The following is a 21,380-nucleotide window of genomic DNA, read 5'->3' as shown; positions in this document are numbered from 1 at the left end:
ACGCCGTTGGCGAGATTGCTTCCAGATGTTGCCTGACCCATCAAATGAAGCACGCATCTACCCTTCTAAAAAAACGATATACACTCCAATACATCGATAAAAGCCGCCCACCGGGTATGTGCCCATGATGACCCTGCGTCAGATCCGCCATTTCATCGCCGTGGCCGAAACCGGCTCCATCTCCGCCGCTGCGCAAACGGCGTTCATTTCCCAGTCCACCCTGACCCTGGCGATCCAGCAACTGGAGCAGGAAATCGGCGTCAGCCTGTTCAACCGCCACGCCAAGGGCATGACCCTGACCCACCAGGGTCATCAATTCCTGCGCCAGGCCCATTTGATCCTGGCCACCGTCGACAACGCCAAGCGCAGCCTGCAACAAAGCACCGACCAGATCGCCGGCCAAGTCACCATCGGCGTCACCAGCCTGGTCGCCGGCTATTACCTGGCGGACCTGCTCACCCGTTTCCAGCGCGCCTACCCCAACGTGGAGATCCGCGTGATGGAGGACGAACGGCCGTACATCGAGCATTTGCTGGTCAGCGGCGAAATCGACGTCGGGGTGCTGATCCTGTCCAACCTGGAAGACCGCCACGCCTTGCAGACCGAGGTCCTGACCCATTCGCCACACCGTTTGTGGTTGCCGGCGCAGCACCCGTTGCTGGAGCACGACAGCATCCACCTGGCCGACGTGGCCCGCGAACCGCTGATCCAGCTGAACGTCGATGAAATGGACCGCAACGCCCAGCGCCTGTGGCGCGGCGCCGGCCTGCAACCGAGGGTCACCCTACGCACCGCCTCGACCGAAGCGGTGCGCAGCCTGGTGGCGGCGGGATTGGGCGTGTCGATCCAGCCGGACATGACCTACCGCCCTTGGTCATTGGAAGGCGACATCATCGAAGCCCGACCGATTGCCGACCTTAACCAGACCCTCGACGTCGGCTTGGCCTGGCGCCGGGGCACGGCGCGACCGGCGTCGGTCGACCCGTTCCTGGCCGTCGCCCGGGAACAGCCCCATGGCGGGCGCAAGCCATCTATTTAATCGAACGCAGCCTTGAGTATTTCGAATTTGTCGGCCTTGAGGCTGAGCACTAGTCTTGCTGCATCACCCCATTCCATTGTGGGAGCGAGCTTGCTCGCGATGGCGGAGTGTCAACAAAGTAAACGTCGACTGGTAGACAGCTATCGCGAGCAAGCTCGCTCCCACAGGTTCTGCGTTTCAACCGATATATGAAAAGAGAAATCGGACATGGCTGGCACGCAAACCTTGTTATGCACCGCGTTGCTGATCGACGGGGAACTCATCCCCGGTGAAGGCATTGCCGAGCCGATCCTCAACCCGGCCACCGGCGAGGTGGTGGCTCACATCCCCGAGGCCAGTACCGAACAGGTGGAAGCCGCGATCCTCGCCGCCCATCGCGCCTTCGACGGCTGGTCGCGCACCACGCCGCAGCAACGCTCGAACCTGTTGCTGGACATCGCCAGCGCCATCGAAACGAACGCCGATGAGCTGGCCCGCCTCGAATCCCTGAACTGCGGCAAGCCGCTGCACCTGGCGCGCCAGGATGACCTGAGCGCCACGGTGGATGTCTTTCGTTTCTTCGCCGGTGCCGTGCGCTGTCAGACCGGCCAGCTCAGCGGCGAATACCTGCCCGGCTACACCAGCATGGTGCGCCGCGACCCGATCGGCGTAGTAGCGTCCATCGCGCCGTGGAACTACCCGATCATGATGGCCGCCTGGAAAATCGCCCCCGCCCTGGCCGCCGGTAATACGCTGGTGTTCAAGCCCTCGGAACACACGCCGCTGTCGATCCTGGCCCTGGCGCCGACCCTGGCCCAACTGCTGCCACGGGGCGTCATCAATATCATTTGCGGGGGCGGCGAAGGTGTCGGCAGCCATCTGGTCAGCCACCCGAAAGTGCGCATGGTCTCGCTGACCGGCGACATCGTCACCGGGCAGAAGATCCTCCAGGCGGCGGCGAAAACCCTCAAGCGCACGCATCTGGAGCTGGGTGGCAAGGCGCCGGTGATCGTGTGCGACGATGCCGACATCCAGGCCGTGGTCGAAGGCGTACGCACCTACGGTTACTACAACGCCGGGCAGGATTGCACGGCGGCGTGCCGGATCTATGCCCAGGACGGGATTCACGACCGGCTGGTGGCCGAGCTCGGCGCCGCGGTCAGCAGCCTGCGCTTTGCCGGCAAGCGCGACGCCGACAATGAGATCGGCCCGCTGATCAGCACCCGCCAGCGCGACCGCGTGGCCAGTTTTGTCGAGCGCGCCCTCGGCCAGCCGCATATCGAACGCATCACTGGCGCGGCGGTGCACTCCGGCGCCGGTTTCTACTACCAGCCCACGCTGCTGGCCGGCTGCAAGCAAAGCGATGAAATCGTCCAGCGCGAGGTGTTCGGCCCGGTCGTCACCGTGACCCGCTTCGACGCACTCAGCCAGGCGGTGGACTGGGCCAACGACTCCGAATACGGCCTGGCCTCCTCGGTTTGGACGCAGAACCTGGACAAGGCCATGCAGGTGGCGGCGCGGCTGCAATACGGCTGCACCTGGATCAACAGCCATTTCATGCTGGTCAGCGAAATGCCCCACGGCGGCCTGAAACGTTCGGGTTATGGGAAAGACCTGTCCAGCGATTCGCTCCAGGACTACAGCGTGGTGCGCCATATCATGGCCCGCCACGGCCAGCATCTGTAGCTAACACCACTACTCTAATAACAGGCCAGCCATGGCGCTTCACCCGGTTCGAACACTGCCCCGACCATAATTAAAGCAAGAGGGATTTCCATGTACGCGCACAAGACCATATTGCTCAGTGCACTCACCACGGCGCTTTTGACCAGCGTCAGCCTCCAGGCCGCCGAACCACTCAAGGCCGTCGGCGCCGGCGAGGGCCAGCTGGATATCGTCGCCTGGCCGGGTTATATCGAACGCGGGGAAAGCGACAAGGCCTACGACTGGGTCACGGGTTTCGAGAAGGAAACCGGCTGCAAGGTCAATGTGAAGACCGCCGCCACGTCCGACGAAATGGTCAGCCTGATGACCAAGGGTGGCTACGACCTGGTCACCGCCTCCGGCGACGCCTCGTTGCGGCTGATTGCCGGCAAGCGCGTGCAGCCGATCAACACCGCGCTGATCGCCAACTGGAAAAACCTCGACCCACGCCTGAAGGATGCGCCGTGGTACGTGGTCAATCAGCAGACCTACGGCACCCCGTACCAATGGGGCCCGAACGTGCTGATGTACAACACCGATGTATTCAAGCAGGCGCCCACCAGTTGGGGCGTGCTGTTCAACGCCCAGGACCTGCCCGACGGCAAGCCGAACAAGGGCCGCGTGCAAGCTTACGATGGCCCGATCTACATCGCCGACGCGGCGTTGTACCTCAAGACCGCCAAGCCTGAGCTGGGCATCAAGGACCCGTACCAACTCGACGAAGCCCAGTACAAGGCCGTGCTGGAATTGCTGCGGGCCCAGCAGCCGTTGATCCACCGCTACTGGCACGACACCACTGTGCAGATGAGCGATTTCAAGAACGAAGGCGTGGTGGCGTCCGGCGCCTGGCCGTATCAGGTCAACGGCCTGATGAACGAAAAACAACCGATCGCCTCGACCATTCCGAAAGAAGGCGCCACCGGTTGGGCCGACACCACGATGTTGCACACCGAGGCCAAGCACCCCAACTGCGCGTACAAATGGATGGACTGGTCGCTGCAACCGAAAGTCCAGGGTGACGTGGCCGCGTGGTTCGGTTCCTTGCCTGCGGTGCCGGCGGCGTGCCAGGGCAGCGAGCTGCTGGGCGCCGAAGGCTGCAAGACCAACGGCTTCGATCAGTTCGACAAGATCGCCTTCTGGAAAACCCCACAGGCCGAGGGCGGCAAGTTCGTGCCGTACAGCCGCTGGACCCAGGACTACATTGCGATCATGGGTGGGCGCTAAAAAACCGGTGTGATCCCTGTGGCGAGGGAGCTTGCTCCCGCTGGCGTGCGAAGCGCGCCCAAAACGGACCGACGCGGTATGACCTGACCCACCGTGTCGCCTGGTTTTGGGGCGGCTACGCCCCCCAGCGGGAGCAAGCTCCCTCGCCACGGGATTGCGTTCCAATCGTTGAAGATTCATACCCGCCCCGTTTTTTGGAGCCCCGCACCATGACGCTTGCAGTCCAGTTCACCCAGGTATCCCGTCAGTTCGGCGATGTGAAGGCCGTTGACCGGGTCTCCATTGATATCCAGGACGGCGAGTTCTTTTCCATGCTGGGCCCGTCGGGCTCGGGCAAGACCACCTGCCTGCGGCTGATCGCCGGGTTCGAGCAACCCAGTGCCGGCTCGATCCGTATCCATGGCGAAGAAGCCACCGGGCTCGCGCCGTACCAGCGGGACGTCAACACGGTGTTCCAGGATTACGCCCTCTTCCCCCACATGAACGTACGCGACAACGTGGCCTACGGTTTGAAAGTCAAAGGCGTCGCCAAGGCCGAGCGCATCCAGCGCGCCAACGAAGCCCTGGAGATGGTGGCGTTGGGTGGCTATGGCGAACGCAAGCCGGTGCAACTCTCCGGCGGCCAGCGCCAACGCGTGGCCCTGGCCCGTGCGCTGGTCAATCGTCCGCGGGTGTTGTTGCTCGATGAACCCTTGGGGGCCCTGGACCTGAAGCTGCGTGAACAGATGCAGGGCGAGTTGAAGAAGCTGCAACGCCAGTTGGGCATCACCTTCATTTTCGTCACCCACGACCAGACCGAAGCGCTGTCGATGTCCGACCGGGTAGCGGTGTTCAACAAGGGGCGCATCGAACAGGTCGATACCCCACGCAACCTGTACATGAAACCGGCGACCACCTTCGTCGCCGAATTCGTCGGCACCTCCAACGTGATTCGTGGCGAGTTGGCCCGGGAACTGAGTGGTTATCCACAGCCGTTCTCGATTCGCCCGGAACATGTGCGTTTCGCCGAGGGCCCGTTGGCCAGTGACGAGATCGAAGTCCACGGCCTGCTGCACGACATCCAGTACCAGGGCAGCGCCACGCGCTACGAGTTGAAACTTGCCAACGGCCAGACCCTGAACCTCAGCCAGGCCAACACCCAGTGGCTCGACAACACCGCCCAGCACCAGACCGGCCAGCACCTCAGCGTCCGCTGGGCCCGTGAGGCGATGGTCACGCTGCACGACACCGTCAGTGGCGAGGTGTGAAATGAACACCCTGGCCATCCCCCAAGCGCCTGCGCCCGGTTCGCCGCTGCGGCGTTTCGCCAACCTGCTGTACCGACGGCCCAACCTGTACCTGTCGCTGTTGCTGGTGCCGCCGCTGCTCTGGTTCGGCGCGATCTACCTCGGCTCGCTGCTGACCCTGCTGTGGCAAGGTTTCTACACCTTCGACGACTTCACCATGGCGGTCACGCCGGACCTGACCCTGGCGAATTTCACGGCGCTGTTCCAACCCTCGAACTTCGACATCATTTTGCGCACCCTGAGCATGGCCATTACGGTGTCCATCGCCAGCGCCATTGTCGCGTTCCCGATCGCCTACTACATGGCGCGCTACACCCACGGCAAGACCAAGGCGTTTTTCTACATCGCGGTGATGCTGCCGATGTGGGCCAGCTATATCGTCAAGGCCTATGCCTGGACGCTGCTGCTGGCCAAGGGCGGCGTGGCGCAGTGGTTCGTCCAGCACCTGGGCCTGGGACCGGTGTTGCAATTCGTGCTGGGGATCCCGGGGGTGGGTGGCAGCACGTTGTCCACCTCGCACCTGGGACGCTTCCTGGTGTTTGTCTACATCTGGCTGCCATTCATGATCCTGCCGATCCAGGCCTCCCTGGAACGTCTGCCGCCATCGCTGCTGCAGGCCTCGGCAGACCTGGGTGCCAGGCCACGCCAGACGTTCATGCAGGTGATCCTGCCGCTGTCGATCCCGGGCATCGCCGCCGGCTCGATCTTCACCTTCTCGCTGACCCTGGGGGACTTCATCGTGCCGCAACTGGTGGGCCCGCCGGGCTACTTCGTCGGCAGCATGGTCTACGCCCAGCAAGGCGCCATCGGCAACATGCCCATGGCGGCGGCGTTCACCCTGGTGCCCATCGTGCTGATCGCGATCTACCTATCCGTCGTCAAGCGACTGGGAGCCTTCGATGCACTCTGATTCTCAAGACCGGGCCTCATGGGGCTTGCGGATCGCAGCGTGGGGCGGGCTGGTGTTCCTGCATTTCCCGATCCTGATCATCTTCCTCTACGCCTTCAACACCGAGGACGCGGCGTTCAGCTTCCCGCCCAAGGGTCTGACCCTGAAGTGGTTCAGCGTCGCCTTCTCGCGCCCGGACGTGCTGGAGGCGATCAAGCTGTCATTACAGGTCGCAGCCATCGCCACGCTGATCGCCATGGTGCTCGGCACCCTGGCCTCGGCGGCGCTGTACCGCCGCGACTTCTTTGGCAAACAGGGCATTTCGCTGATGCTGATCCTGCCGATTGCCTTGCCGGGGATCATCACCGGCATTGCCCTGCTGGCGACCTTCAAGACCCTGGGCATCGAACCGGGGATGTTCACCATCGTCGTCGGCCATGCCACCTTCTGCGTGGTGATCGTCTACAACAATGTGATCGCCCGCCTGCGCCGCACTTCCCATAGCCTGATCGAGGCCTCGATGGACCTGGGCGCCGACGGCTGGCAGACCTTTCGCTACATCATCTTGCCCAACCTGGGATCGGCACTGCTGGCCGGTGGGATGCTTGCGTTTGCGCTGTCGTTCGACGAAATCATCGTCACCACCTTCACCGCCGGCCACGAACGCACCTTACCGTTGTGGCTGCTCAACCAGCTCAGCCGCCCGCGCGACGTACCGGTGACCAACGTGGTGGCGATGCTGGTGATGATGGTCACGATGCTGCCGATACTCGGCGCGTATTACCTGACCCGTGGGGGTGAGAGCGTGGCCGGGAGCGGCGGGAAATAATCAACGGTGATCGCTTACTGCGGGAACCGCAATCCTGTGGGAGCGAGCTTGCTCGCGAAGGCGTCGTATCAGTCGCTGCAACGGCTGAATGATCCACCGCTATCGCGAGCAAGCTCGCTCCCACAGGGGACTTGGGAAACCTTCAAGAGGACTTCGACATGCAAACCAAACTGCTGATCAACGGCCACCTGGTAAACGGCGAAGGCCCTGGCCAGGCGGTGTTCAACCCGTCGCTGGGCCGGGTGCTGGTGGAAATCAACGAAGCCAGCGAAGCCCAGGTCGATGCCGCCGTGCGCGCCGCCGACAGCGCTTTCGAGGCCTGGTCGCAAGTGCCGCCCAAGGACCGTTCCCTGTTGCTGCTCAAGCTGGCCGATGCTATCGAAGCCCACGGCGAGGAACTGGCGAAGCTGGAGTCGGACAACTGCGGCAAACCCTTGAGCGCCGCGCTGAACGACGAGATCCCGGCGATTGCCGACGTGTTCCGCTTCTTTGCCGGCGCCAGCCGCTGCATGAGCGGTTCGGCGGGCGGCGAGTACCTGCCGGGGCACACTTCGATGATCCGTCGCGACCCGGTGGGCGTCATCGCCTCCATCGCGCCGTGGAACTACCCGCTGATGATGGTCGCCTGGAAAATCGCCCCGGCCATCGCCGCCGGCAATACCGTGGTGCTCAAGCCTTCGGAGCAAACCCCGCTGACGGCGCTGCGCCTGGCGGAACTGGCGTCGGAGATTTTCCCGGCTGGCGTGCTCAACGTGATCTTCGGCCGAGGGCCAACCGTCGGCAACCCGCTGGTCACTCACCCGAAAGTGCGCATGGTGTCGCTGACCGGCTCCATCGCCACCGGCTCGAACATCATTTCCAGCACCTCCGACAGCGTCAAGCGCATGCACATGGAACTGGGCGGCAAAGCCCCGGTGATCATTTTCGACGACGCCGACATTGACGCGGCCGTGGAAGGCATTCGTACCTTCGGTTTCTACAACGCCGGCCAGGACTGCACCGCCGCCTGCCGCATCTATGCCCAGCAAGGCATCTATGACCAGTTCGTCGAGAAGCTCGGTGCCGCGGTGGGCAGCATCAAGTATGGGCTGCAGGGTGCATCCGACACCGAGATGGGCCCGCTGATCACCGCCCAGCACCGCGACCGCGTGGCCGCTTTCGTCGAGCGGGCCATCGCCCAGCCGCATATCCGCCTGGTCACCGGTGGCAAGGCCGTGGACGGCAACGGGTTCTTCTTCGAACCGACGGTGCTGGCCGACGCCCAGCAGGATGACGAAATCGTCCGCCGGGAAGTCTTCGGGCCGGTGGTGTCCGTCACCCCGTTCCTCGACGAAGCGCAAGTGCTGGCCTGGGCCAACGATTCGGACTACGGCCTGGCCTCATCGGTATGGACCGCCGACATCGGCCGCGCTCATCGCCTGTCGGCACGCCTGCAATACGGTTGCACCTGGGTGAACACCCACTTCATGCTCGTCAGCGAAATGCCCCATGGCGGTCAGAAACGTTCCGGCTATGGCAAGGACATGTCCATGTACGGGCTGGAGGATTACACGGTGGTGCGGCATGTGATGTTCAAGCATTGACGACAAGACAACGTTGGCAACACATGCTCGCGCCTGCCCTGCGTTCGCCCTGCTAAGGTTTTCGTCGATCGGTGCACGCCTGCCGGTTGACGGAAATCCTGGCAGCACCTAGGGTGTCTACAACGTATACACCTTGGAGATCAGCCATGGCCTCGCCCGTTTTGTCCTTTCGTGTGGAAGAAGGTCTGGCTCAACAGCTGGACTCGCTGGCTGCCGCCACTGACCGCGACCGCCAGTATCACCTCAAGCGTGCACTGGTCCGATATGTGGAAGCCGAATCCTGGCATCTGCAAGCCATCAGCGAAGGCATAGCCGATGCCGACGCTGGAAATCTGACCGATCTGGACGCCGTGAAGGCTAAGTGGGCAAAGCGTGCCGAGCATCGTACTGACCGACAAAGCACAGAGTGACCTCGACTCGATCCACGAACATTACCAAAGCGCTATCGGCGCGGAAGGCGCCGATGATGTCATCCGCGCCATCCTGGAGACACTGCGTCAACTGCAACGCTTTCCCGGTTCGGGCCGTCCTTCGCTCGTTCCCGATATCCGCGAGCTGGTGCTGACACGCTATCCATTCGTTGCCCCCTACCGGCTCAAGCATGGCCAACTGCAGGTCCTGCGGATACTGCACCAGCGCACCGAACGTCGCCAGGACTGGTCGCCAGAGTGATGTTGGCCGGTGCTCCCGCCCCGGCCGCTCACCTGCACCACGCTTCAAAACCGCGAAACACTGCGCATCGCATCCACCAGGTAGCGCATGGCGATGCGGTCGCTTTCCGACAACTCCCGATAGCGCTCGACCAGTCTCAATTCTTCCAGGCTGAGCCGGCGTGGCCTGCGCGGGTTGGTCAGGCCTGGAAAGATCCCCAGCATTTCGGTAATGCCCTGTATTTTTGTCATGAGTTGTCCTTCTTTACGTCGAGGTTGACCTGATAGCGCCGTCTGAACCCGGGTTGGATCGTCTATCACGCTAAAGAATAGGGAGGATTCAAAGCGTGAAAAGGGAGTTTTAGAGTAATTAGTCAAAAAAAGTTGGAATCGACATAAAAAAAGAAATAACTGTAAGAAAATTTGACCAAGCCACGCTTTCCTTGCTCTCAAAGCCTGTATTTCCCCTATGATTTTGCGCCTCGGTGAACCGATCCAGCTCTCAGGCATCTGTTCTAACGTTCGTCGCGTTTGGCCAAAGGCATGTCCGAACTCCTTTATCAGTCTTTGTTGCCAGGGTCGGCTCGGGACTGTTTTGAGAAAGGTTGTATTTATGCACCGCAGGAATCTGCTCAAGGCCTCCATGGCCTTCGCCGCCTACACCGGGCTGTCGGCCTCCGGGCTCATGGCCGCACGCGCCTGGGCCGCCGATCAGACTGCCGACGGCGAAGCCCGTCCCTTCGATTTCAACGGTTTGAAGGATCAGGCCAAACGGCTGGCCGAGAGCCGCTACGTCGACACCAAGCAAGTCCTGCCACCCACCCTGGCGCAAATGTCGCCGCTGCAGTTCAACGCCATCCAGTACGACGTCAACCACTCGCTGTGGAATGATCTGGATGGGCAACTGGATGCACAGTTCTTCCACGTCGGCATGGGTTTCAAGCAGCCGGTGCGCATGTACAGCGTCGACCCGAAGACGCGCATGGCCCGTGAAGTGCACTTCCGTCCGGAACTGTTCAACTATGAGAAAACCACGGTCAACACCTCGCAACTGACGGGTGACCTGGGCTTCGCCGGCTTTCGTGTCTTCAAGGCGCCGGAGCTGGATCGACACGACATCGTTTCGTTCCTGGGGGCCAGCTATTTCCGCGCCGTGGATGCCAGCGGCCAGTACGGGCTGTCGGCCCGCGGCCTGGCCATCGACACCTATGCCAAGAAGCGTGAGGAGTTCCCGGACTTCACCAAGTTCTGGTTCGAAACCCCGGACAAGAACAGCACCCGCTTCGTGGTCTACGCCCTGCTCGACTCCCCCAGCGCCACCGGTGCCTATCGGTTCGACATCGATTGCCAACCGACCCGGGTGGTGATGGAGATCGACGCGCACGTCAATGCCCGTACCGCCATCGAGCAACTGGGCATCGCCCCCATGACCAGCATGTTCAGCTGCGGCACCGTCGAACGGCGCATGTGCGACACCATTCACCCGCAAATCCATGACTCCGACCGGCTGGCCATGTGGCGCGGCAACGGCGAGTGGGTCTGCCGGCCGTTGAACAACCCCGCCACCCTGCAGTTCAACGCCTTCGCCGACAATAATCCGAAAGGTTTCGGCCTGGTGCAGACCGATCACGACTTTGCCAGTTACCAGGACACCGTGGACTGGTACAGCAAGCGTCCAAGCCTGTGGGTCGAACCGACGACGGCCTGGGGCGAAGGCTCGGTGGACCTGCTGGAGATTCCGACCACTGGCGAGACCCTGGACAACATTGTCGCGTTCTGGACGCCGAAAAAACCGGTGGCCGCCGGCGACTCGCTGAACTACGGCTACAAGCTCTACTGGAGCGCGCTGCCGCCGGTCAGCACCGACCTGGCCCACGTCGACGCCACCCGTTCAGGCATGGGCGGCTTCATCGAAGGCTGGGCACCGGGCGAGCATTACCCGACCGTCTGGGCACGTCGTTTCGCCGTGGACTTCAGCGGTGGCGGCCTCGACCAACTGCCGCCGGGCACCGGCATCGAACCGGTGGTGACCTGTTCCCACGGCGAGGTGAAGGACTTCAACGTGTTGGTGCTGGATGCGATCAAGGGCTACCGCATCACCTTCGACTGGTACCCGACCGACGACCGCGTGGACCCGGTGGAGATGCGCCTGTTCATTCGCACCAAGGACCGTACCTTGAGCGAGACCTGGTTGTACCAGTACTTCCCGCCGGCGCCGGATAAGCGTAAGTATCCCTGATAGTGATTCGGCGCTTGGGCTGGCCCCATCGCGAGCAAGCTCGCTCCCACAGGGTAGTGGGTGGATCACAAGTTCTGTGCCCCAACACAGTCCACTGTGGGAGCGAGCTTGCTCGCGATGAGGCCGCTACAGCCACCGAATAATCCAGCCCAATAAACAAAAAGCCCCGGCCAAATCGACCGGGGCTTTTGTTTTACCAAACACTCAGTCCCGCAAATCCGACTCATGGATCGGCTGGTCCCGATGGGTGGCCCGCTGGTACTGCGCCGGCCACGTGGCCTTGCGGCCGCCCAGGTCATCATCGGCATGCAAGGCCCAGTACGGATCGCGCAACAATTCGCGGGCCAGGAAAATGATGTCGGCCTGGCAGGTGCGCAGGATGTGTTCGGCCTGGGCCGGTTCGGTAATCATGCCGACGGTGCCGGTGGCGATTTCCGACTCCTTGCGCACCCGTTCGGCAAAGCGTGTCTGGTAACCCGGGCCGGTGGGGATTTCCGCATTGGCGGCCGTGCCGCCCGATGACACGTCGATCAGGTCCACCCCCAGCGCCCTGAAGCGCCGCGCCAGCTCCACGGTTTCATCCGGGTTCCAACCGTCCTCGACCCAATCGGTGGCGGAGACGCGAACGAACACCGGCAGCTCTTCAGGCCATACGGCCCGGACCGCTTCGGTGACTTGCAGCACCAGCCGGATGCGGTTCTCGAACGAGCCGCCGTATTGATCGCGCCGCTGGTTGCTCAAGGGCGACAAGAATTGATGCAGCAGATAACCATGGGCCGCGTGGACCTCGACCACCTTGAAGCCGGCCGTGAGGGCGCGCTTGGCCGCATCCACGAAGGCCTGGATCAGATCGGCGATCTGCCCTTCGTCCAGTTGCACCGGCTGGGTGTGTTGCGGGTCGAAGGCAATCGGCGACGGGCCGACCGGCACCCAGCCTCCGTCGGCCGGTTTGACGCTGCCATGCTTGCCCAGCCAGGGCCGCCAGGTGCTGGCCTTGCGCCCGGCATGGGCCAGTTGGATGCCCGGCACGGCCCCTTGGGCGGTGATGAACCGGGTGATGCGTTGCAAGGGTTCGATCTGTTCATCGTTCCACAGCCCCAGGTCCTGGGCGGTGATGCGGCCGTCGGCGGTCACGGCGGTGGCTTCGGTGAATACCAGGCCGGCACCGCCCACGGCGCGGCTGCCCAAGTGCACCAGGTGCCAATCGTTGGCCAGGCCATCGGTGCTTGAATACTGGCACATCGGCGATACCGCGATGCGATTGGGCAGGGTCAATTGGCGAAGGGTATAGGGTTCCAGCAGCAGACTCATGGGGCACCTCTCGAATCAGTGGGCAGGCTCCAGGGTTCTGTTTGAAAAGTCGACGAGTGACAAGAAGGTGCAACACCCGCCCCCGCGGGCAAAAAATTCGACAAGACGTCACAAGGGCTATCAAGCAGTGCTTAGAGCCTAGTCGACAACCCGGGAGGCGGGAGGGTTCAGAACTTAAAAACCGACGGTGTGACGCCGTGGCGTCCTTACCCGACTTCTGTGGCGAGGGAGCTTGCTCCCGCTGGACGCGCCAGCGTCCCCTTGCGATGTGATGGCTGGAATTCAGGGGGCTGCTTCGCAGCCCAGCGGGAGCAAGCTCCCTCGCCACAAAGGCCCATCGGCGTATCGGCTACCGCGGCTCGATATGGGCAATCATCAACTGCACCGTTTCCTGGCCGCGGAACTCGTTGAGGTCGAGCTTGTAGGCCAGCTCCACCCAACGCACGGTAGGGTTGGGCCAGATCTCGCGATCAATGCCAAAGGCGATGCCATCGAGCTTCACCGAGCCGCACTCGCTCTTGAGGATGACCTTCAGGTGCCGTTCGCCCACCACGCGTTGTTCGACCAACTGGAACACGCCATGGAACATCGGCTCCGGGAAATGCTGGCCCCAGGGACCGGCATGGCGCAGCGCCCGGGCCAGTTCCAAGTGGAATTCCTCCACCGCCAAGGTGCCGTCCGACAACAGCCGGCCGGTCAGGTCTTCTTCACGCAATTGCCGACGCACTTCCGCATCGAACGCTTCGGCGAACAACGGAAAATTCGCCTCCGGCAACGTCAGCCCCGCCGCCATGGCATGACCGCCGTACTTGCTGATCAGGGTCGGATGCTGCGCCGCCACCACACTCAGCGCATCGCGGATGTGAAAGCCCGGCACCGAGCGGCCCGAGCCCTTGAGCAAGCCGTCCCCGGCATCGGCAAAGGCGATGGTCGGGCGGAAATAACGCTCTTTCATCCGCGAGGCAAGAATGCCGATCACCCCTTGGTGCCACTGGGGATCGAACAGGCACAAACCGAATGGCATCGACTCCACCGGCAAGTCCTTGAGCTGGGCCAGGGCTTCACGCTGCATGCCCTGCTCGATTGACTTGCGGTCCTGGTTCATGCCGTCCAGTTGCGCCGCCATCTCCCGCGCCAGGGCCGGGTCGTCGGTGAGCAGGCATTCGATGCCCAGGCTCATGTCGTCCAGGCGCCCTGCCGCATTCAGACGCGGCCCGAGGATAAACCCGAGGTCGGTGGAGGTAATCCGTGAAGCGTCGCGCTTGGCCACTTCCAGGATCGCCTTGATACCGGGCCGGGCGCGTCCGGCGCGAATCCGTTCCAGGCCCTGGTGCACCAGGATCCGGTTATTCGCGTCCAGGGGCACCACGTCGGCCACGCTGCCCAGGGCCACTAGGTCGAGCAATTCGCCGATGTTCGGCTGGGGTGTGTTGGCATACCACCCCAGGCCGCGCAGACGCGCCCGCAGGGCCATCAGTACATAGAAAATCACCCCGACACCGGCCAGGGCCTTGCTCGGGAATTCACAGCCCGGCTGGTTCGGATTGACGATGGCATCGGCCGCCGGCAGTTCGAGGCCGGGCAAATGGTGGTCGGTGACCAGCACCTGGAGCCCCGCCGCTTTCGCCGCCGCCACGCCTTCCACGCTGGAGATGCCGTTATCCACGGTGATCAGCAACTGCGGTTCGCGGGCCAGGGCGACTTCGACGATTTCCGGGGTCAGCCCGTAGCCATATTCGAAGCGATTGGGCACCAGGTAATCGACATGGACCGCACCGAGCAGGCGCAACCCCAGCATGCCCACGGTGCTGGCGGTCGCGCCATCGGCATCGAAATCCCCCACGATCAGGATGCGCTGGCGCTGCTCCAACGCCGTCACCAGCAGATCCACCGCGGCGTCGATCCCCTTGAGCTGCTGAAACGGAATCAAGCGCGCCAGGCTCTTGTCCAGTTCCGCCTCGGACTGCACGCCGCGTGCTGCGTACAAGCGGGTCAACAGGGGCGGCAGGTCACCGAGGAATGGCAGGGTGTCGGGCAGTTGGCGGGGTTCTATGCGCATGGGGTGACAAAATTTTCTCTGGAAATCATGAAGGTTGTGGCAAGGAACGCTTGGGTGGGAGCGAGCTTGCTCGCGAATGCGGCGGCACATTCAACATCAATGCAGACTGATCTGCCGTCTTCGCGAGCAAGCTCGCTCCCACAATCAGTTCACTCAATACCGGGTCAATGGTTCAACCACGCTCGCCCAGCAACCATTGCAGCTGGACTTCATGCTGGCCACGGTCGTCGGTCACGAAAATCGTGCCCTCGCTGATCATCACATCCCACTTGATCACCCGGGGCATGTCCTTGGCCAGGGTTTCGAGCACTTCCTGGGGCACGGCGGCGATGTTGACGTTCTTCAGGTTCTTGACCGCCGGGATCACCTTGCCTTCCCACACCCGCAGGCTGCCATAGGCCAGCAGGCTGGTGCGCTCGGTCCGGCGCGAGCACCAGGTCAGGCGATCGGCATCCGGCTGGCCGACTTCGATCCAGTGCAGCACACGGTCATCCAGGCTTTTTTCCCACAGCGCAGGCTCATCGACGTCTGACAGACCACGACCAAACGCCAGCAGCTCGTTGTACCAGAACGCGTAGGCCAACAGGCGCACGGTCATACGCTCTTCGGTTTCCGAAGGATGGCGGGCGATGGTCTGCTTCACATTCTCGTACACATTGCGGTCGAGGTCGGTGAGGTTCAGTTCAAACTTGTAGGTCGTGGACGGCTGGGCCATGAACGGGCTTCTTGATACGAGGAAAGGCGGCAAGTCTAACCGATGACGCGGGCAATCCACGAATTGCCGACCATCAACCTGCGGCGACCATCCCTGGCCTATGATAAAACGCTCTACTCGTTCTGCCTTTGTCCTACAGGATCCGTCATGTCGCTTACTGCCAAACCCCTTGCCGGCGTCAAAGTCATCGAACTCGGCACCTTGATCGCCGGGCCCTTCGCCTCGCGCATCTGCGGCGAATTCGGTGCCGAAGTCATCAAGGTCGAATCGCCTGACGGCGGTGATCCGCTGCGCAAGTGGCGCAAGCTGTACGAAGGCACCTCGTTGTGGTGGTTCGTCCAGGCACGCAACAAGAAGTCCCTGACCTTGAACCTCAAGCACCCCGATGGCCTGGCGATCCTGAAAAAACTGCTCGGCGAAGCCGACATCCTGATCGAGAACTTTCGCCCCGGCGTATTGGAAAAGCTCGGCCTGGGCTGGGATGTACTGCATGCACTGAACCCTAAACTGGTGATGGTGCGGCTTTCGGGCTTCGGCCAGACCGGGCCGATGAAAGACCAACCGGGGTTTGGCGCGGTGGGCGAATCCATGGGCGGCCTGCGCTACATCACCGGCTTCGAAGACCGCCCACCAGTGCGCACCGGGATCTCCATCGGCGATTCCATCGCGGCCCTCTGGGGCGTGATTGGCGCATTGATGGCCCTGCGTCACCGCGAGATCAATGGCGGAACCGGACAAGTGGTGGACGTGGCCCTGTACGAGGCGATTTTCGCCATGATGGAAAGCATGGTGCCGGAGTTCGACGTGTTCGGCTTCATCCGCGAGCGCACCGGCAACATCATGCCCGGCATCACCCCCTCGTCCATCCACACCAGCGCCGATGGCAAGCACGTGCAGATTGGCGCCAACGGCGATGCGATCTTCAAGCGCTTCATGCAGATCATCGGCCGTGACGACCTGGCCAATGACCCGCAACTGGCCAGCAATGACGGCCGAGACAGCCGCCGTGACGAGCTGTACGGGGTCATTGATCGCTGGGTCAACGCGCTGCCGCTCGATAGCGTTATCGACCAACTGAACCAGGCCGGCGTACCGGCCAGTCGGATCTTCAGCGCCGAGGATATGTTCAACGACCCGCAATTCCTCGCCCGTGAAATGTTCCTGCAGGCCAAGCTGCCGGACGGCAAGGCGTTCAAGATGCCGGGGATCGTACCGAAGCTCTCCAACACCCCGGGCACCTGCGAATGGGTCGGCCCGGCGCTGGGTGAACACAATGCCCAAGTGCTCGGCGAGCTGGGCTACGACGCGCAGCAGATCGCCAGACTGCGCAGCGATGGCGCCATCTGACACGCCGCAGGGGGCTGTCACTGAAGATCAAACGGTGGGAGCGAGCTTGCTCGCGATAGCGTCGGTTCAGTCGACTCGATGTTGACTGGCATACCGCAATCGCGAGCAGGCTCGCTCCCACAGTTGGGTCGGGGTACATCCGAAAGAGATAGGTCGGCTGTCAGGCCGCCTTCGCGAGCAGGCTCGCTCCCACCGTTGGGTCGGGGTACATCCGCAAGAGATAGGCCGGCTACTAGGCCGCCTTCGCGAGCAAGCCCGCTCCCACAGTTGGGTCGGGGTACATCCGAAAGAGATAGGTCGGCTGTCAGGCCGCCTTCGCGAGCAGGCTCGCTCCCACCGTTGGGTCGGGGTACATCCGCAAGAAATAGGCCGGCTACTAAGCCGCAATCGCGAGCAGGCTCGCTCCCACAGTTGGGTCGGGGTACATCCGCAAGAGATAGGCCGGCTACTAGGCCGCCTTCGCGAGCAGGTTCGCTCCCACAGGGGAACGCGGTCTCCATCAAGAGCCAGGTCGGCTGTTAGGCCGCCTCGCGGTGGACGTTGATTTTGGCGCCCCGTTAACCACGCTGGCCGAACGCAGGCATTGTGGAGTGGGCATCCCGGCATGGATGCCGGGATAGCCGCGCTGGGCCATGGATGGCCCTTCGCGGCGGGCCCACGGAGCAATGCCGGAGTGAGTGCATGCCGAGCCTAAGCGAGGCACCGAGTGGTGGGGCAAAAGCGTTTTGGTTACTTTTGACTGGGCCGGCTTCCGGGCTTTTCAAAAGTGACCCGCCGTCAGGGCGGAACCCTAAGTGGCCGTTACAGCAGCAATGGATATGTACCCAACCAAAAAATCCCGGTCAACTGTCAGTCCGTCATCGCGAGCAAGCTCGCTCCCACAAAAGCTCCATCAGCGCCTGACAGATCGCGCGCTAAAAACGTAAAAGCCGGGCAAAAAGAAACCCCGAGAAGTGGGGAGACGACTCGGGGTTAAACGTAACCATTCAAGGTTCGTACAACAAGCGACAAGCACCGGAGCACAATGCTCGCTCTTGCTGGTAAAGGGTCTGACTCATCAAGACGTAGGAAGGTTCCCACAAAACCCCAGTCAATTCGCCGCGACCATGACCTTGTCGCGCGCCAGATTGCGCAACGCCGCAATCACACAGGGCTCCAGGCGGCCCTCGGCAATCAGCACATCGCGATGCAGGCCATCGACCACGTCGGTCAACTGACGCTTGTCGGTCAATTGGGCCTGATTGAACACTCGCTCGACCATGATGACCCCGCTGGCATTCTTCAGCGTCACCCGGCATTCGCCCTTGGCGCCGGAGGGAGTCAGCGAGACCTGATACGGGCTCAAGGCTTCATTCAGCAATAGGCTGATACTTTCCATTCGCTCACCCTTCAATAGTCCGAAACAACTGCATGTGCACAGTAAATGACCGTGGGCCGCAGCAGAAAGTTCGTCAGCGCACCGAACCGGCATGCCTTCAACCTGTTCAACCGAGCATGCGCGTCCAATATGACAGGCAAACAACAGCGTTCTCCGGGAGCGTTACGGGGTGACGGCCGGCTCAGCCAGGCCCCTGTCGCAACGGCGCCAGCGCCGCCCGACATCGGTCCAGCCCCCCAGGAGGCCGCGTAACTGTCCATCAGCCCCATAGAACGGCACCGACCAATGATAGATTTCCCGCAATCCGCCGCTGAACATCAATTGCCGGTCGACGAATCGAGACTGGCCGGTGCGCAATTGCTCCATCACTTCCCCATGCAGCAGCTCGGCGGTGGCCGGCGGGAATGATGCCGAGTCGGTAAGCCGCGTGCCCCGCAGTTTTTCGAAGCGGGTCGCGAACTGGTCTTCATAGCTTTTGTTGCACATGATCAGGCGCCCTTCCAGATCACAGATGAAAATCGGGTCGGGAATGGCATCCATCAAGGCCCGCTGGAGCATCAACTGATCCTTGAGGACCGCTTCGGCCTTGAGGCGTTGGTCGATCTGTATCTGCAGGCGGCGGTTCCACAGCAGGGACAAGAGGCCAAACACCATGACCACGATCACACACCAGTAGCCCCAGCTGGATATCCGCTCCCAGATCGATGGCGCCTGGACGGGCGTCGCACCGGCCATCCATTTCGAACGCAGTGCACGCATGTCCTCGGCCGGGAAGGCTTCCAGTGCTTTATTCAAGATACTCAACAGCACGATCAGGTCCTGGCGCACCGCCAGGTAGTCCGGTTCCCACTTGCCCTCAAGACCGCTGCCGACCTGCAACTGCCCGGCTGGATAGAGATGCACCCCGGTTTCATTTTCGATGGTGGCGTAGGCTTCCCGGCTCTCCACCAGCGCCCGCGCCTCGCCATAGGTCTTGGTCGTGCGCAACTTGATCGCCGGGTAATCGCGCCTGATTTCCGCCTCCAAGGCATGCCGTGCCGGCAATGCCAAAACCTTCCCTTCGAGCTGCTCCAGGGAATGGAGGGACGATTCCCCGTCTCGGCCGACGAATACCCAACCGGAACCGCCGAATGCATGGCTGAAACTCAGGAAGTCCCGGCGTTCTTCATTCATCGCCAGCAAGGTCGTCATGTCGGCCTCGCCATTCTCCAGCATCGTCAGCAATTCACCGGGGGAGAACGATTCCCGATGCACGAACTCAAGGCCGGTCATGTGCCCGATGCGCTGGAGCACGTCGTGGTTCAGCCCATTCCACTGCCCCTGTTCGTTCTTGAACAGGTACAACGGAAACTGCATCGTGGCCACGATGACCCGGGGGTTCTCCTTGATCCACTTCAACTCCTGCGCGTCCAGCACCAGCCGTTCGCCAGGGTTGGGCGGTGGTGTTTCGAAAGCCGCCAACTGCGCCGCATTGCCTCCTTGCGTCCAGTACATCAGGGCCAGGCCCATTACCCAGCCCAGGGCTGGCTTGCCTTTGATAAAAAACGACATCTGCATTTCCTTCGAGATGACTCGCCCATCCCTCCAAGGGCGAAAACCCGGCCAGTTTGGCATGCAGAAACAAGAAAGCCCGTCAGGAGACGGGCTTCAAAATGTGACAGGTTTACCCGGTCAGAGTGGCTTGCCGCGATTGCCATGCTGGCTGACAAAGGCCTGCACGGCTTTCAAGTCGTTGGGCAACACGGTGCAACGCTCATCTCGCTCAAACAAATCAGAAAGATGCGCAGGCAGTTCGAGCGCTTTTCCTACACCGGCTTTCTCCACCGCTTCCGGGAACTTGACCGGATGCGCCGTGCCCAGGATCACCATCGGAATGTCCAGGCTGCGACGGCATTCACGGGCCGCCCTGACGCCGATAGCCGTGTGCGGATCGAGCAGTTCGCCGCTCTGTGCGAACACCTCGGCGATGGTTTCGCAGGTCTGCTCATCGTCCACGGCCAGGGAGTCGAACAGCTTGCGGGCTTCGGTCCAGCGCTCGGGCTCGACGCTGAAACCGCCGCCCTGGCGGAAGCTGTCCATCAGCCCGGCAATCGCCGCACCGTTGCGACCGTGCAGGTCGAACAGCAGGCGTTCGAAGTTCGACGACACCATGATGTCCATTGAAGGCGACAGCGTGGCGTGCAGGGTTTCCTTGACGTACTGATTGCCGCTCATGAAGCGGTGCAGGATGTCGTTGCGGTTGGTGGCGACGATCAATTGGTTGATCGGCAGGCCCATGTTGCGCGCCAGGTAACCGGCGAAAATATCGCCGAAGTTGCCGGTCGGCACCGAGAACGACACGGAACGGGCCGGGCCGCCCAATTGCAGGGCCGCGTGGAAGTAATAAACGATCTGGGCCATGATCCGCGCCCAGTTGATCGAGTTCACCGCCACCAGCCGCGTGCCCTTGAGGAAGCTCTGGTCGGCGAAGCTGGCCTTGACCATTTCCTGGCAGTCATCGAAGTTGCCTTCGATGGCGATGTTGTGGATGTTATCGCCGAAAATCGTCGTCATCTGCCGACGCTGCACTTCCGAAACCCGGTTGTGCGGGTGCAGGATGAAAATGTCAACGTTTTCGCAATGCTTGCAGCCTTCGATGGCCGCCGAACCGGTGTCGCCAGAGGTGGCACCGACGATCACCACGCGCTCGCCACGCTTTTGCAGCACGTAGTCCAGCAGGCGACCGAGCAGTTGCAGGGCGAAGTCCTTGAACGCCAGGGTCGGGCCGTGGAACAGCTCCATGACCCATTCGTTACCGTTGAGCTGACGCAGCGGTGCGATGGCATTGTGGGAAAAGACGCCATAGGTCTCTTCCAGGATCTTTTTGAAATCGGCGTCCGGGATGCTGCCGGTGACGAACGGGCGCATGACCCGGAACGCCAGCTCGTGATACGGCAGGCCGGCCCAGGAGGCGATTTCCTCCTGGGTGAAACGCGGCAGGTTTTCCGGCACATAGAGACCGCCATCCGTGGCCAGGCCGGCCAGGAGGACATCTTCGAAATTCAGGGCCGGTGCCTGGCCGCGGGTGCTGATATAGCGCATTTTTTGGCAAACCTTCGGTTTGAGCTTCAAGGTCAAGCGGCAAGCGACAAGTCAAAGCGGTTCGGCT

The 21,380-nt window shown here is 62.1% G+C and carries 18 protein-coding genes; 11 read left to right on the top strand and 7 right to left on the bottom strand.

Annotated elements, in window-relative coordinates:
- The first annotated feature begins 124 nt into the window (after positions 1-124).
- The 9 genes from AC515T_RS05220 to AC515T_RS05180 all read left to right on the top strand — a co-directional run bounded on the left by AC515T_RS05220 (position 125) and on the right by AC515T_RS05180 (position 9,205).
- Positions 125-1,039: a LysR family transcriptional regulator gene (locus AC515T_RS05220; protein ID WP_496531673.1), complete on the top strand. Its 915-nt coding sequence runs from the start codon at positions 125-127 to the stop codon at positions 1,037-1,039.
- Positions 1,040-1,246: 207 nt separating this feature from the next.
- Positions 1,247-2,704, top strand: a complete 1,458-nt coding sequence (locus AC515T_RS05215) for a gamma-aminobutyraldehyde dehydrogenase (protein ID WP_496531672.1) — start codon at positions 1,247-1,249, stop codon at positions 2,702-2,704.
- Between the two features lie 90 nt (positions 2,705-2,794).
- Positions 2,795-3,946: a putative ABC transporter substrate-binding protein YdcS gene (gene ydcS / locus AC515T_RS05210; protein ID WP_496531671.1), complete on the top strand. Its 1,152-nt coding sequence runs from the start codon at positions 2,795-2,797 to the stop codon at positions 3,944-3,946.
- Positions 3,947-4,155: 209 nt separating this feature from the next.
- Positions 4,156-5,193, top strand: a complete 1,038-nt coding sequence (locus AC515T_RS05205) for an ABC transporter ATP-binding protein (protein ID WP_496531670.1) — start codon at positions 4,156-4,158, stop codon at positions 5,191-5,193.
- A gap of 1 nt (position 5,194) precedes the next feature.
- Positions 5,195-6,142, top strand: a complete 948-nt coding sequence (locus tag AC515T_RS05200) for an ABC transporter permease (protein ID WP_496531669.1) — start codon at positions 5,195-5,197, stop codon at positions 6,140-6,142.
- Complete coding sequence (locus AC515T_RS05195) at positions 6,132-6,950, top strand: ABC transporter permease (RefSeq protein ID WP_057448389.1); 819 nt, start codon at positions 6,132-6,134, stop codon at positions 6,948-6,950. Before AC515T_RS05200 ends, AC515T_RS05195 begins: the two co-directional genes overlap by 11 nt.
- A 158-nt stretch (positions 6,951-7,108) precedes the next feature.
- Positions 7,109-8,533, top strand: coding sequence for a gamma-aminobutyraldehyde dehydrogenase (locus tag AC515T_RS05190; RefSeq protein WP_496531668.1), 1,425 nt, complete (start codon positions 7,109-7,111; stop codon positions 8,531-8,533).
- Between the two features lie 146 nt (positions 8,534-8,679).
- A complete protein-coding gene (locus AC515T_RS05185) occupies positions 8,680-8,943 on the top strand; it encodes a CopG family ribbon-helix-helix protein (protein WP_122568763.1) in 264 nt (87 codons plus the stop codon).
- Positions 8,906-9,205 carry a type II toxin-antitoxin system RelE/ParE family toxin gene (locus AC515T_RS05180; protein WP_496531667.1) on the top strand — a complete coding sequence of 100 codons (300 nt, stop codon included), beginning with the start codon at positions 8,906-8,908 and terminating at the stop codon, positions 9,203-9,205. Before AC515T_RS05185 ends, AC515T_RS05180 begins: the two co-directional genes overlap by 38 nt.
- Before the next feature lie 44 nt (positions 9,206-9,249).
- Here the strand turns inward: AC515T_RS05180 and AC515T_RS05175 are convergent, their stop codons facing one another.
- Positions 9,250-9,435: a hypothetical protein gene (locus tag AC515T_RS05175; protein ID WP_496531666.1), complete on the bottom strand. Its 186-nt coding sequence runs from the start codon at positions 9,433-9,435 to the stop codon at positions 9,250-9,252.
- 361 nt (positions 9,436-9,796) lie between these two features.
- Between AC515T_RS05175 and AC515T_RS05170 the strand changes: the two genes are divergently transcribed.
- On the top strand, positions 9,797-11,422 hold the full coding sequence (locus AC515T_RS05170; protein ID WP_496531665.1) for a glucan biosynthesis protein D: 1,626 nt from the start codon (positions 9,797-9,799) through the stop codon (positions 11,420-11,422).
- 204 nt (positions 11,423-11,626) lie between these two features.
- On the opposite strand, the gene AC515T_RS05165 is transcribed toward AC515T_RS05170, so the two are convergent.
- The 3 genes from AC515T_RS05165 to AC515T_RS05155 all read right to left on the bottom strand — a co-directional run bounded on the left by AC515T_RS05165 (position 11,627) and on the right by AC515T_RS05155 (position 15,507).
- The gene (locus AC515T_RS05165; RefSeq protein ID WP_122568767.1) at positions 11,627-12,733 is read right to left on the bottom strand and encodes an NADH:flavin oxidoreductase/NADH oxidase; all 1,107 of its coding nucleotides are present in this window, start codon (positions 12,731-12,733) and stop codon (positions 11,627-11,629) included.
- Positions 12,734-13,082: 349 nt separating this feature from the next.
- The gene (gene recJ, locus AC515T_RS05160; RefSeq protein WP_496531664.1) at positions 13,083-14,792 is read right to left on the bottom strand and encodes a single-stranded-DNA-specific exonuclease RecJ; all 1,710 of its coding nucleotides are present in this window, start codon (positions 14,790-14,792) and stop codon (positions 13,083-13,085) included.
- Between the two features lie 172 nt (positions 14,793-14,964).
- The gene (locus AC515T_RS05155) at positions 14,965-15,507 is read right to left on the bottom strand and encodes a YaeQ family protein (protein WP_122568769.1); all 543 of its coding nucleotides are present in this window, start codon (positions 15,505-15,507) and stop codon (positions 14,965-14,967) included.
- A 147-nt stretch (positions 15,508-15,654) separates the two neighbouring features.
- On the opposite strand from AC515T_RS05155, the gene AC515T_RS05150 reads away from it, so the two are divergent.
- Positions 15,655-16,854 (top strand): CaiB/BaiF CoA transferase family protein, encoded by a 1,200-nt coding sequence (locus tag AC515T_RS05150; protein ID WP_496531663.1) that lies wholly within the window; start codon positions 15,655-15,657, stop codon positions 16,852-16,854.
- Positions 16,855-17,944: 1,090 nt separating this feature from the next.
- Here the strand turns inward: AC515T_RS05150 and AC515T_RS05145 are convergent.
- From AC515T_RS05145 to thrC, 3 genes are all read right to left on the bottom strand, one after another.
- A complete protein-coding gene (locus tag AC515T_RS05145; RefSeq protein WP_060739052.1) occupies positions 17,945-18,232 on the bottom strand; it encodes a DUF3509 domain-containing protein in 288 nt (95 codons plus the stop codon).
- 162 nt (positions 18,233-18,394) lie between these two features.
- A complete protein-coding gene (locus AC515T_RS05140; RefSeq protein ID WP_496531662.1) occupies positions 18,395-19,783 on the bottom strand; it encodes a transporter substrate-binding domain-containing protein in 1,389 nt (462 codons plus the stop codon).
- A gap of 120 nt (positions 19,784-19,903) precedes the next feature.
- Positions 19,904-21,313 (bottom strand): threonine synthase, encoded by a 1,410-nt coding sequence (gene thrC, locus AC515T_RS05135; RefSeq protein WP_063322824.1) that lies wholly within the window; start codon positions 21,311-21,313, stop codon positions 19,904-19,906.
- Between the last annotated feature and the right edge of the window lie 67 nt (positions 21,314-21,380).

This window comes from Pseudomonas sp. FSO-7 (genome assembly GCF_059579345.1).
The sequence above is the reverse complement of the archived record's forward strand: the minus strand, read 5'-3'. Positions and strand labels throughout refer to the sequence as shown.

Coding starts and splice junctions, on each gene's coding strand:
- AC515T_RS05190 (WP_496531668.1), top strand. CDS start 7,109: ATGCAAACCAAACTGCTGATCAACGGCCACCTGGTAAACGGCGAAGGC.
- AC515T_RS05150 (WP_496531663.1), top strand. CDS start 15,655: ATGTCGCTTACTGCCAAACCCCTTGCCGGCGTCAAAGTCATCGAACTC.
- AC515T_RS05200 (WP_496531669.1), top strand. CDS start 5,195: ATGAACACCCTGGCCATCCCCCAAGCGCCTGCGCCCGGTTCGCCGCTG.
- recJ (WP_496531664.1), bottom strand. CDS start 14,792: ATGCGCATAGAACCCCGCCAACTGCCCGACACCCTGCCATTCCTCGGT.
- ydcS (WP_496531671.1), top strand. CDS start 2,795: ATGTACGCGCACAAGACCATATTGCTCAGTGCACTCACCACGGCGCTT.
- AC515T_RS05165 (WP_122568767.1), bottom strand. CDS start 12,733: ATGAGTCTGCTGCTGGAACCCTATACCCTTCGCCAATTGACCCTGCCC.
- AC515T_RS05215 (WP_496531672.1), top strand. CDS start 1,247: ATGGCTGGCACGCAAACCTTGTTATGCACCGCGTTGCTGATCGACGGG.
- AC515T_RS05220 (WP_496531673.1), top strand. CDS start 125: ATGATGACCCTGCGTCAGATCCGCCATTTCATCGCCGTGGCCGAAACC.
- AC515T_RS05145 (WP_060739052.1), bottom strand. CDS start 18,232: ATGGAAAGTATCAGCCTATTGCTGAATGAAGCCTTGAGCCCGTATCAG.
- thrC (WP_063322824.1), bottom strand. CDS start 21,313: ATGCGCTATATCAGCACCCGCGGCCAGGCACCGGCCCTGAATTTCGAA.
- AC515T_RS05205 (WP_496531670.1), top strand. CDS start 4,156: ATGACGCTTGCAGTCCAGTTCACCCAGGTATCCCGTCAGTTCGGCGAT.
- AC515T_RS05195 (WP_057448389.1), top strand. CDS start 6,132: ATGCACTCTGATTCTCAAGACCGGGCCTCATGGGGCTTGCGGATCGCA.
- AC515T_RS05175 (WP_496531666.1), bottom strand. CDS start 9,435: ATGACAAAAATACAGGGCATTACCGAAATGCTGGGGATCTTTCCAGGC.
- AC515T_RS05170 (WP_496531665.1), top strand. CDS start 9,797: ATGCACCGCAGGAATCTGCTCAAGGCCTCCATGGCCTTCGCCGCCTAC.
- AC515T_RS05185 (WP_122568763.1), top strand. CDS start 8,680: ATGGCCTCGCCCGTTTTGTCCTTTCGTGTGGAAGAAGGTCTGGCTCAA.
- AC515T_RS05140 (WP_496531662.1), bottom strand. CDS start 19,783: ATGTCGTTTTTTATCAAAGGCAAGCCAGCCCTGGGCTGGGTAATGGGC.
- AC515T_RS05155 (WP_122568769.1), bottom strand. CDS start 15,507: ATGGCCCAGCCGTCCACGACCTACAAGTTTGAACTGAACCTCACCGAC.